General features: G+C 68.6%; 8 protein-coding genes and 1 pseudogene. 7 read left to right on the forward strand and 2 right to left on the reverse strand.

Features of this window, described 5'->3' with window-relative positions; all coding sequences use genetic code 11:
• Window positions 1–165, reverse strand: a pseudogene (locus ACZ5ON_RS05530) (helix-turn-helix domain-containing protein); the annotation flags it as partial.
• Between the two features lie 338 nt (window positions 166–503).
• Window positions 504–2,846 carry a tetratricopeptide repeat protein gene (locus ACZ5ON_RS05535; RefSeq protein ID WP_465585858.1) on the reverse strand — a complete coding sequence of 781 codons (2,343 nt, stop codon included), beginning with the start codon at window positions 2,844–2,846 and terminating at the stop codon, window positions 504–506.
• Window positions 2,847–3,381: 535 nt separating this feature from the next.
• On the opposite strand from ACZ5ON_RS05535, the gene ACZ5ON_RS05540 reads away from it, so the two are divergent.
• From ACZ5ON_RS05540 to ACZ5ON_RS05570, 7 genes are all read left to right on the forward strand, one after another.
• Window positions 3,382–4,995 carry a B12-binding domain-containing radical SAM protein gene (locus tag ACZ5ON_RS05540; RefSeq protein WP_465585860.1) on the forward strand — a complete coding sequence of 538 codons (1,614 nt, stop codon included), beginning with the start codon at window positions 3,382–3,384 and terminating at the stop codon, window positions 4,993–4,995.
• A 13-nt stretch (window positions 4,996–5,008) separates the two neighbouring features.
• Complete coding sequence (locus ACZ5ON_RS05545) at window positions 5,009–6,283, forward strand: radical SAM protein (protein ID WP_465585862.1); 1,275 nt, start codon at window positions 5,009–5,011, stop codon at window positions 6,281–6,283.
• Between the two features lie 126 nt (window positions 6,284–6,409).
• A complete protein-coding gene (locus ACZ5ON_RS05550) occupies window positions 6,410–7,324 on the forward strand; it encodes a phosphotransferase (protein WP_465585864.1) in 915 nt (304 codons plus the stop codon).
• On the forward strand, window positions 7,318–8,409 hold the full coding sequence (locus tag ACZ5ON_RS05555; RefSeq protein WP_465585866.1) for a hypothetical protein: 1,092 nt from the start codon (window positions 7,318–7,320) through the stop codon (window positions 8,407–8,409). Before ACZ5ON_RS05550 ends, ACZ5ON_RS05555 begins: the two co-directional genes overlap by 7 nt.
• Window positions 8,410–8,433: 24 nt before the next feature.
• Window positions 8,434–9,330: a phosphotransferase family protein gene (locus tag ACZ5ON_RS05560; RefSeq protein ID WP_465585868.1), complete on the forward strand. Its 897-nt coding sequence runs from the start codon at window positions 8,434–8,436 to the stop codon at window positions 9,328–9,330.
• Window positions 9,327–10,217, forward strand: coding sequence for a hypothetical protein (locus ACZ5ON_RS05565; RefSeq protein WP_465585871.1), 891 nt, complete (start codon window positions 9,327–9,329; stop codon window positions 10,215–10,217). Before ACZ5ON_RS05560 ends, ACZ5ON_RS05565 begins: the two co-directional genes overlap by 4 nt.
• A gap of 555 nt (window positions 10,218–10,772) precedes the next feature.
• Window positions 10,773–11,786: a hypothetical protein gene (locus ACZ5ON_RS05570; protein WP_465585873.1), complete on the forward strand. Its 1,014-nt coding sequence runs from the start codon at window positions 10,773–10,775 to the stop codon at window positions 11,784–11,786.

Raw genomic sequence — 11,786 nt, forward strand, 5'->3', positions numbered from 1 at the left:
CCCCAGGACCTCGTCACACCGGCGAGCCAGATCCTCCGAAGCCCGTTTGTCACCGGATTCGATCCTGCTCAGGTGCCCCTTGCTGTAGTGACTCAGCCTCGACAGTTCGGTGAGGGAGACCCCCCGCCTCAGCCGCCGTTCCCGCAGCACATCTCCGAAAGACATTCCCCGCGTACTCCGATCCTGAAGGCTCGTTGGACAGCGGACGCACGGCCGCAGTGCAGCTCCGATCAGGCTTGCGTGGTCGTGCCCGGCAGCGGGACCCTCCCTCTGCCTGTGACGTTCTTCGCGGGTCGTGACGGGGCGCTGCGGCCCGGCTCGACCGCTGTGGCACGGGGGACCGCCTCCGGGTCGGCAACTGCGAGGCGGCAGGCGGTCCTTGTATCCCGCACCGAGTTCCTCGACCGTAGCGCCGCCGCCGTGTCGCCGGGAGTCGCCGACCGTTGCCTGCCGTTGCCAACGTGGTGGCAACGGCACCACCGAGTCCGAACGACCGGCGGCCGCTACCGCCCCTGGACCGGTGGCGGCTGTTCGGCCAGGGGCTCGCTCGCGGCGAGACAGCGCAGGACATCCTGCTCTCGCGGGTCGTCCAGCGACGCGTAGATCTCCGAGGCCCGCAGCAGCGTCTCCCGCGCCTGACGGGTACTGCCCCGGGCCTGGAGGCCGATCCCCAGCTGGTGCAGCGCGTGGGCCGTTCCGGCGCGCATGCCGGTGCGCTCATGGAGGTCGAGCGCATGCCGGTAGCACGTTTCGGCCTGCTGATGATCACCCATGTCCCGGTGGGCGGTTGCGATCAGCGTCCAGGTCGAGGCTTGCATCCACGGGGAACCGTGGACACGGTGCAGCTGCTGCGCCCGGGTCAGCGGGCCGACTGCCTGCTCGGGTCGGCCCAGCGCAAGCTGCACCTCGGCGAGGCCGATCAGGGCCAGGCCCACTCCCCAGTCGTCACCCGTCTCCTCCGCCAGTTCCACCGCGCGGGCCACGTGATCGGCGGCCGCCAGGGCACGGCGCTGGCGGATGCAGGACATGGCGTACGCCAGGAGCACGGTGCTCTCCCCCACCTGGTCACCCGCCGTCCCGAACCGTTCGGCGGCCCGTCGATAGTGCTCGTCCGCCCGCGCGTGATCCCGCAGTCCGGCCCGGGCGCTGGCCAGGACGCTCTCGGCACACGCCTCGGCGAGCGGTCGGCCGTCGTCCAGGGCCGCGGCACGCGCGGCGGTCCCGACGGCCAGCTGGTCCCAGTGATGATGACGCATGAACAGGAAGGCCCACAGCGCGTAGGGCAGCTGCCACGCCACCGGGCTGCCGATCGAGCGCGCGGTCTCGACGCAGGCCAGGAGATTGAGCCGCTCGCCCTCGCACCAGGCCAATGCCTCCGCCGCGGAGGTGAACAGCAGCGGCGCGCACAACGAGGGCACGCCCACGGCCTCCACCCGATGGCGTCCACGGCCCAGTAGTACGTCCGCCGCCGAGTCCGCTGAGTGCAGGTACCAGGCGAGGACTCGGGCGATGCACGCCTCTCTTTCCTCCCGGGACTCCTCGGCCTTCGCGCACTCGCGCGCGTATTCTCGCAGCAGATCGTGCATCCGGTACCGGCCGGGCCTCACCTCCATCACGAGATTCGCGGCACGCAGCTCCCCGAGGAGCCGAGCCGCCACCACGGCGGACTCACCCACCACGGCCGCCACGGCCTGCGCGCCGGCCTCTGCGCCCGGGTGGAGCGCCAGCAGCCGGAACACCCGAGCCTGGTCGGAGGGAAGTGCCCGATAGGACCAGGCGAACACCGACCGCACCGCCGTGTCGCTCTCCCCCGGCAGTGCCAGGAGGTCCAGCCGCGTGCCGGATGCACCCGAACCCTCGACCAACGCGGCGGTGAACTGGTTCCCCCACTCCGTGAGGTGCTCGGCTGCGATTGCCAGGGCCAGCGGGAGGCATCCGCAGAGCCGGGCGACGAGCGCCAGCATCGCGTCCACCTCGCCCGGACCGGCGGTCGCCTCCCGGGGCCGCAGTGTGTGGCTGTGTTCGCCCGCTGTCGTTCGCCAGTCGAGCGCCCCCTGTAGGAAGCGCACCGCCTCGTCGACCGCCAGCGGCTGCAGAGCCACCCGCAGTGCGCCGTGACGTACGCTCAGAGCGGTCAATCGCCGTCTGCTCGTGACAATGACCAGGCTGCCTCCGGCCGCCGGCAGCAACGACGCCACCTGAGAGGCGCCGGCGGCGTCGTCGAGCACCACGATCACCTGACGCTCCGTCAGCACGCTCCGGACCAGGGCCTTCCGCTCGACCGGCTCCGCCGGGACGCTCTGCGGCGGCCACCCCAAAGCGTGGAGCAGCGCGGTCGCCACATCCTCCGGTGCCGCCGGACTGCCGGACGGTCCGTGCGCGCGCAGATCGGTGAAGAGCGCCCCGGCGAGCCAGGACGAAGCCAGACGTCCGGCCAGCGAGACGGCGAACGTCGTCTTGCCGACGCCGCCCATCCCGTCGACCGCGACCACGGCGGGACCGCGCTGCCCGGCCAGGAAGGCCTCGACGCGCGCGACCTCCGCCTCCCGGCCCCACATCCGCCCCACGGCGGGCAGCTGAGCCGGCACCGGCGACAGGGGGCGTCGCCTCGCCGACGCAGGCAGGCCCGATCCCTCGGGCTGGAGCTCGGTCCGTACCCGCCGGGCCAGGTCGGCGCCGGTGCCCATGACCCGGTCGCACCGCTCGGCCAGATCCAGCGACATGGCACGAGAACCGTTCTCCACCCGGCTCAAGTAGCTCTTGCTGAAATGCACCTGCTGGGACAGCCGGGCCAACGACCACCCGCGCGCGACACGCAGAGAACGAAGACGCTCCCCGACCAACACCTTGCGTCCCTCGCATCATCACGTGCCAAGGGTCCGCCCCCGTGCCCTGAACACCGTACCTCCCCTCGGACCTGCGCACGGCCGCCCCCCTCCGTGCCTGCGGGCCGGAGCTTTCGTCCTGCGCGCCGCATGCCTTCGCGGGTTGTCCGTTCACGAGGAAACGGACAACCCCTTGATCGATGCGTGTGCGGAGGTTGAGGATTTCGCCATGAGGAGAGTCCGCTCCTGGAAGACGGGCCGGACCTTTCCTCCTGAGAGCCGATCTCGTTCGGTAGGTCTCCGATCGCGGACGAGGGCGCAGGCGATTGCGGTGCAGGCGAGGAAGGGGCCTGTGCGCTCGTAGTGGCGGTGGGCCGTCGGCACCCGATGAGTCAGCCGATGGTGCGTTCGATGGTCCGGCGGCGGCGTCCCGGTCACGCGCGGGGGTCCGTTCCCCTGCAGGCGGTCCGGAGTGCGGTGCTCCGAGCTCGTCACGACTGCCGCAGGTGGCCGTGGTCCGAGCCCTGCGGCCGAAGTTGAGAGGGAGCAGGAGCAAGTGGGCGAGTTCGAAGTGATGGCGTCCGCGGCTGTGGTCGCGGACGAGCCGGTCGTGCTGGTGACGCCTGCTCCACTGACCCACCGCACGGCCGAGGAGAACCTCGGACTCGGCTACCTGGCCGCCGTGCTCCGCGCCCAGGGCCACTCCGTCGTTGTCATCGACGGTTGGCTCGAAGGGCTCACCGTGGCAGAACTGGCCGAGCGGGTGGCACAGTTGCAGCCCAGGCTGGTCGGCTTCGCTTGCTATCGCAGCAACATGGAACGGGCGATGGAAACCGTCCGGTTGCTGCGAAAGGGCGGCCAGGTGCCGTTCACGGTCGCCGGCGGATACGGTCCGACCTTTCATGCCAACGACTTTCTCTCCGCCGGCTTCGACGCCGTCGTGCGCGGCGAGGGCGAAGTGCCGCTCCGACTGCTCGTGGAGCACGTCACCTCGGGCACGCCGGCGCTCTCGGAGATACCGGGGCTGAGCTTCATCGACGACGGAGTGCCCCGTCACAACACGACAACCGCACCGAAGTTGGCGATGGACGAGCTGCCCGCTCCGGATCGGGACACTCTTCCCCTGACGCTTGCCCGGCGAAGCATGGTCCACATTCAGACGGCTCGGGGATGCCAGGCGTCCTGCACCTTCTGCTCGATCGTCGCGTTCGAGCGGGTGGGGGGCGGTCCGACCTGGCGGCAGCGAAGCATCGGACGCATCGTCGACGAACTTGAGCAGTTGTGGGAACGGGGCGCGACCCACTTCAAGATCATCGACGACAGTCTCCTGGAGCCGCCCCGAGACGTGGAGTGGTGCGAGCAACTGGCGGACGAGATCATCCGCCGTGGTATCCGCCCTCGTCTGCGTGGATCGATCAGAGCCGACCGGGTCACCGACGGGATCATATCGGCGCTCGCGCGAGCGGGATTCTTCTCCTTCTCCTGCGGTATCGAGAACTTCTCCGAACCGGCGCTGAAGAGGATGGCGAAGCGCGCCGACGTCAGCCAGAACGTCTACGCACTCGACACCTTCCAGCGCCACGGCATCTACGTCCAGGCCGGGCACATCCTGTTCGACGACCTGACCACGGTCGAGGAGCTGGAGGACAACTACACCCTGATGCGGAAGTACGTCTGGACCATATCCAAGGGGATATTCACCGAGATGTACGCGGCCGCCGGCTCCAACTTCACCCGCCGGCTCCTGAAAAGGGGCGAGCTGGAGCTCGACAGCGATGCCCTCGGGAACAGCCGGTACGCCCGAAAGGACGAGGTCGTCGATGTGGTATATCGGGCGCTGAGGCGGTGGCACAAGGAGCATTCCGGCGTCTATGACAGGGCCATCGATCCGCTGTCGGCGCCGAAAGCCCTGACGCCGGCCGAGCTTGCGAGCTTCCACCGGCTGTCCGTGGAACTGAGGACGAAGGATCTCGACGTCTTCCGCAAGGTTCTCGACCTGGCGGCCGGCGCCCCGGGCATGAGGGCACTGGAACGTGACGTCGACGACCTGCTCGCAGCCGAACTCTCGGCGACCAATGCGTGGTATGCGGCGTTCGCCGAGCGCACCAGCACCGTGTACCGCGAGTCGAACCTCATCTATGACGCGGACCCGAACCCTTTTCTGTGCTAGGGAGATCTGAAGAATGACCGAGCCTCAAAACTCCGATGCGAACGCCCCGCAGTATCCCTGGCAGCGCACAGGCCCGAGCCTGTCTCTGTCGGTCATCAACCCGAAGGAGCACTTCCAGAGGCCGGTCGGCCCGATCGAGCACGAAGAGCTGTCCGAGTGCGAGATCACCATCAAGAACATCGGCTGGACCCTCGGCAACGACTGCCCCTACAGGTGCACCCACTGCTACTCGATGTCGGCCCGCGAGAAGGGGATGAACTTCTCGAAGGACATTGTCGACCGTGTCGTCGACCAGTTGACGATCAACGGCGTCGAGACCGTCAACCTCGGCGGGAACGAGCCCTTGTTCACCAACGGCCCGAACCCCAAGGACACCCTCCTGCCGTACATCATCGACCGCCTGGTCGACGCGGGAATCCTCGTGGGCCTCACCACCTCCGGCGTGACAGCTCTGCACCTGGAACGGGACCACAACGCGCAGTGGCGCCGGCTGAACGACCTGGACGTCAGCTTCGACTCACCGTTCGAGGACGAGCACAACGCCAACCGCGGCGCGAAGATCTACAAGCAGGCGATCCGCACCCTCGAACTGGCTCAGAAGTACGACATCGACCACAGCGTCATCATGTGCGGGATGAACTGGAACTTCACGCCCGAGCACATCGAGAAGCTGCTCGAACTCGCAGCGCGCTATGACGCGCACATCCGGATCAACCCGATCAAGCCTGTCGAACCGGCCCACATGGACTCGCTGCTGACCGCCGAGCAGTACTACGCGGGCTTCTCCCAGCTGCTGCAGCACTGCGATCCGGTGGACCTGGGGGAGCCGCCGATCGCGGCCGTGACGCAGTACCAGGGGGCCAAGGGGTGCCCCTGCGGGCGCACGTCGTTCCGCATCCACTCCATCACACCTGACGGCCGGATACCGGTGTCGCCCTGCGTCTACCTGCACGACTACAAGTTCGGCGACCTCCGCACGGACGATCTCTACGACATCATCCGGTCCCCGCAGTTCCAGTCGTTCAGGCGACGGAACGCCAACCCGGACGCGATCCCCGGGTGCTCGGGATGCGAGCTGCTGAACCTGTGCAAGGGCGGCTGCGCCGGACGGTCGTACCTCCACCACGCCCACGAGACCGGTGAGCGGTCGCTGTTCGTGCGTGATCCCTACTGTCCGAAGGACATCCAGCCCCAACACCCGTTCCCCCAGCGGCCCACCGTGCCGACCGACAAGCGGTTGGTCCACATGGACTACCTGTGCACGTGGATCGGCAAGCCCCGCTCCTGAGAAGAGGCGGACGGTGTGGGCCGCCCGGATGACCGGAGCGCAGGACGGTCGCGCCCCGAGGCGGCCGGCGGCCCCGGACGATCGTCCCCCGGTGAGAGCCGAGTCCAGGGACAGGAAGGGCGAGAGGTGAACCACACGGCGCCCCAGCTGCTCAGTGGAGCGCTGGTCGACCGGCTGCCCGAGCACGTCGCCGACGAGCTCGGGCGCCGGTTGGGCCTGAAGGGTACGCGGCACGTCCGGGCGTCATCGGCGGTGGAGCGTTCGGCCAACGCATGGTTCCGTGGTCTACGGGGCCGTCGTGCGGTCTTCGTGAAGCTCTACGCCCGTCCGCACCACGCCGTCGCCGAGCGGAACGTCACGGCGCTGCTGGGGCCGCAACACACCACCGCGCTCCTCCACGGGGGCCTGCTGCCGGAGCTGGGACAGTTCAACGTGTTCCGATGGGAACGTCTCGCCACCGTGCCCTCGGGCGTTGCAGGGGTCATGGCGCTCGCGAGCGCACTGGGCACGATCCACCGGCAGAACGGTCCGGGCCGGGCCGGCCTCAAGGACCGCGCGGTCGGGCCGGCCGCCTACCTGGAGGTGGTCGCCCGTTTCGCGCTGGAGCTCCCGGACGTGTACGCGCAACGGCGAGCTCAGCTGAACGGCGCTGTCGCCATGGACCTGGTGCAGACAGCGGGCCGACGCCGGGCCAGCTGCCCGGACGTGCTGCTGCACGGGGACTTCGCGCTCCGGAACATCGCGGAGCGGGCCGGCGGGCGCCACATCGCGTTCGACTTCGAGCGGGCTGAGATCGGTCCCGCCGAGTGCGATCTGGAACGGATCTGGGACCGCGAGCTGACGGCGGTCCCCGGCGGACGTGACCGGTTCCTGGCGGCCTATCGCGAGGCACGTGGACTGGACTCGACCTGGCCGGACCCGGTCCTGCTCCGCTACGCGCGACTTGTCTGCGCGCTCACCACCATGATCACGGCTCGGCGTACCGAGGACCGGCCGTTCGAGGAGGAAGGCTTGGCGATGCTGGAGGCTGTGGGATGCTGATCGAACGGTACTTCCGTCCCCCCCTCCCGGACACCACGTTCATCCTCAAGGGCGACGCGACAACCCTGGAACGGTTCGAACACCTCGTCGCCCCGTCCTTTCGGCCGGCAGCGCCGCCTATCGGCCCGGCATGGCAGGTGGAGCTGCACGTCGCCGAGGCGCCCATCGAGGTCCACGGGCGTGCCGATCGACAGGAGCCACTCCATGACGCCTCGTGGGACGTGTCGGAGCAGCGGTTGCGGCTGCGCTGTGCGGACGCGCGGTGGCTGCCGCTGGTCGCGCTCCGGTACGTCCGTACGCTCACCCGGTCGATGGCCGTCGCCCACGGCGCGCTGCCGCTGCACGGCGCCGGGGTCAGCCTCCACGGGCGGGGGATCCTCCTGGTCGGGGACAAGTGGGCGGGTAAGACAACGGCCGCACTTTCACTGGTGCGAAGCCACGGTGGAAGCCTGATCTCCAACGACGACGTGCTGTTGGTGGACGGAGCGCGGACCGGTTCACCGGGCTGGCACATGATCGGCGGACCACGGTCGATCGGCATCCGGACAGGCTCTCTCGCAGAGCACCGCCCCGCGCTCACGGCCGCCGCCCTGGCTGCCGCGGCCCGTGCGCATCCGGCCAACCCCCACCCCGAGAAGCGCTTCCTGCTCCCGGCCGAGCTGTGCGCGCTGGGAGGCCGGGCGGCCGTGCGAACGCCCGCCCACGTCGTCATCGAACTCCGGTGCCGCGACGGCGCCGCACCGGCTGCGGAACGCCTGGCACCCCGGAGCGCCGTAGACGTTTTCGCCAGGCACCTGGAGGCCACACCCGATCGCCACCGATTCGAGCTGCTGGCCGCGCTCGGCTCGCCCCGGCCGGCGCTGACCCGGTCGACGACGGCGTCCCTCGCCGAACTGGCCTGCTATCGATTCCACCACCCGGTGCGCGACTGGGTGGAGGCGTTCCTCGACCTCGCGCACACCGTGGTCCGTGACGTCGTCTCCGGTCCGCGGGGAGAGTCCGACGGCTGTGGAGCGGAGGGTCCGCCCGGCCGCCGTCCGGGCGTCGACGACCGGCAGCCCCAAGACTGCTACCACTGGTCTTGACGAGAGACTCGGGAGAGGACCCAGATGGTCAAGGAGCACCGGCAGGTGGACGAGCGACGTGTCGCTGACGCCGTCCGCCGTACAGCCGAGCAGCATGGCGACACCACACCGGCGCGGTCACGGCAAGGCCATGTCAACTCCGTCTACGTCGGAACAAGGTACATCTACAAGTTCGTCCCCCTATTGGCTGACGGCCGCCAGGCTCCCGCCAAGGAAGCGACGATTCTCCGCCTGCTGGCAGTCAACCTGCCGGAGCGGAGCCGGACCAGGATCCCGACACATGTGACCTCGTGGGCGGACGCCGAGGTCGGGCGCATCGATGTGTACGGCAGGCTCCCGGGCTCGCATCCGCAGACGCTCACCAGGCCGGTGGCGGCAGCGCTGGCGGTGTTCCTCAGGGATCTCCACGACTGTGTGAACCACGAGGTTGTGACGGAATTCGAGGGTGAGGTCGGCGGCAAGGGGTTCAGCGCCTATGCCTACGGAGCGCTGGAGGAGTACGAGAGGGCTCTGCGCCTGACCGTCCGAGACAGCGGGCAGGCCGCCCTGATCTCAGAAGCGGTCTCGTACGCCCGTCGACTGCGGGACCAGTACGACGAGCCGTCCCTCGTCACCCTGCACAAGGACATCCACACGGAGAACCTCCTAGTCGACGCCCACGGCCTGGCAGGCGTCATCGACTGGGAGGCGGCACAGTCAGGGCCCCGCGAATGGGAGCTCGCGATCCTGCGCCAGCGCTTCCCCCACAGGTGGAACGAGCTCCGGGATGCCTACGCCGAGCCCTTGGACTCGGTGCTGCTCGATCTCTGCGGGATTGTCCAGAGCCTGAGGTTCTGGAAGTCGTTCCCCCGTCAACAGGAGTTCGTCAGGCAGCAGACCGACTACCTGAGATCGATCATGCAGGAGGAGGGACCGTCATGAATTCCTCCGCGCTGTGGGGCCCGGTCGAGGAGGACCTGTACCGACTGCTCCTCGACGACGACCTGGGAGACCAACACCACATTGCAGACCTCCTGCGGTACGACGGAGTTCTGGGCGTCGAGGTCGACGACGAGTCGATCAGGCCGACCCTGGAGGCCGCCACACGATGCCTCGACTACATACAGCGAGAACTGGCGGCGAATTCCGACGTCATCCCGCCCCGGCTGCTGCGCACCGGCAGGTTCCCCCGCATCCGGCAGACGCGCGACCTCCACCAGTTCGACGTGGGCAGCCATCTTGCCCTGTGCCACGCGTACGCGATACGCCGAGCACCCGTCGCCCTCGCTCAGCACCTCGGACTCCCCGCACTGGCCTCGGCACTCGACGGCACGGCCCGCGGGGCGGCCGTCAGCGCGTTCGGTTCGGCCGCGGTGCTCCACGACTACTTCAAGTGCTTTCGGCAACGGCGCGCACTGCCCGGCAAGACCGGCCCGGTGGTCCAGCTCACATGGCGCCTTCCGACGGGTGGAGCCCTCGCCGACGGGCACCTGCTCGACGAGAACGAGATCGCTGCGGCAGTCCTTCCGCTGCTCCTCGGAAGTGGCGCCTGCACCAGCGACATCGCCGGCTGCATCCAGTCGAGCAGCAGAGTCGGGAACCTGCTGTACCAACTGCTCGACCTCGGGGACGCGGACGCGCGTCACGCCGCGGGCGGGTTCTGGAGGCAACAGGAGATCCAGACGATGCTCCCTGGACTCTACGTCGCGACATGCGACTGGTTGGGAAAGGGCTGGGCACGGGAACTGGTCACGCACCGCAAGAAGCGAGTCCGCTCACTGAACAGCGCCGGAATCACGGCCCTGAGCGCTCTGGAAGCTCTGCTGTGAAGAGGCGAAGCGTCCGGACGGGCGAACCGCACTGGCGGGGATCCGCCGGCGGGGAGAAGGGGGTCCGTGCGCCAGCGCCTTTCGGACGGACCGGATCGGTACCGCACGAAATCTGCTCCGCCCGGCGCGTGACGCTGTCGCCGGTGTTCTTGGCAAACCGTATTCAAAGGGGCACACGTGATATCACCGGAAGCCAGTAGGCGTCTTTGCGAGGTGCTCTCCACCGGTGGGCCGGAATTCGCAAGGATCAAGCAGGCCGGCTCGCCACCGCTGCTCTATGGGTTTCTTCTTGCCATGCCCAAGGGCGCGGAACTCCACGTGCACCTGTCAGGATGTGGACGGCCCGACGACTGGGCCGCGCTGAGTCTCGGCAACGCCTCCGCGAGGGTCTTCTTCCGAACGGGGCCCCCGTGCTGTCGGGATGACGGGCCCGACGACGTCGACTCGATCTGTGAAAGGCAGTACCGAGGACTTCGGCCCTGCTGCCGGAGCACGTACACGCCGATTCACCGGCTCTCCCGTCGGCAGCGAGAATCATGGGTGTCACGTGTCCACATGGAGCAACCGGACCCGGATGCCTTCTTCACCCGCGTCACCAGGCAACTCAAGTGGATGCGCAAGGATCCGGATCTCATCACGGGCCTGCTCCTGACCGTCATGCAGCGTGCTGCGCGCGAGGGCGTGCACTACCTGGAGATACAGACCGGCCCCTTCGGCTACAACGGAGACGACGGCCCGGTGCCGCCGGCCGAGATGGCCGACAGGTACCGGATCGCCCTGGCCAGCCCGGAGGCTCGCCGCACGGGGGTCGAGGTACGGTTCATCGTGAATGTGCTGCGCACGGCGCCGGACGTCGAGTCCAGGTTGCGGACGAGTTTTCGCTTCGCCGACCGGAACAACGACCTCTGGGTCGGTGTCCACCTGTCCGGCGCCGAACGGGAGGCAGGCCGCGATCTTGTCCGGCTTCGAGAACTCTACTGGGAGCTGCACCGCCGATACCCGCACCTGGGCATCGCCGTCCACGCAGGCGAGGGATCGACGCCGGATCAACGCGTCAGCCCGGCCCTGGAACTCCCGATACAGCGAATCGGCCACGCCCTTCAAGCCGTCAACGAGCAGGGCTCTGTCCTCGGACTTCGTGACAGGGGCATCACCGTCGAAGCAAGCCTCCTCAGTAATCACATGCTCGGGCATGCACCCGACCTCGCCGAGCACCCGCTGCGGAGCTTCGCCGAGCAGGGAGTGAGGTGCTGCCTGAACACGGACAATCCCGGCGTCTGGGGCGCGCAACTCACCGACGAATTCTATGCGGCCGCCACCTTTCTTGACTTCGGCTGGAAGGAGCTTGTCACCCTCACCCTGAACAGCATCCTCGGCAGTTTCGCTCCCCGTGAAACCAAAGCCTGGCTGCTCGAACGGCATATAGGCCTGCTGCACTCCTTTGCCGCCGGGGCGAGTACCGGTCAGTCGGCAGTCGCGCCGGAACTCTCGGACCCGACGCCCTCGCCGCTCGCGCTCAGGATGTTCAACGTCCCGGCGTCCGCAGAGCGGCTGCCCCGTAGACCCTGA

The organism is Kitasatospora sp. NPDC032150 (assembly GCF_055579945.1).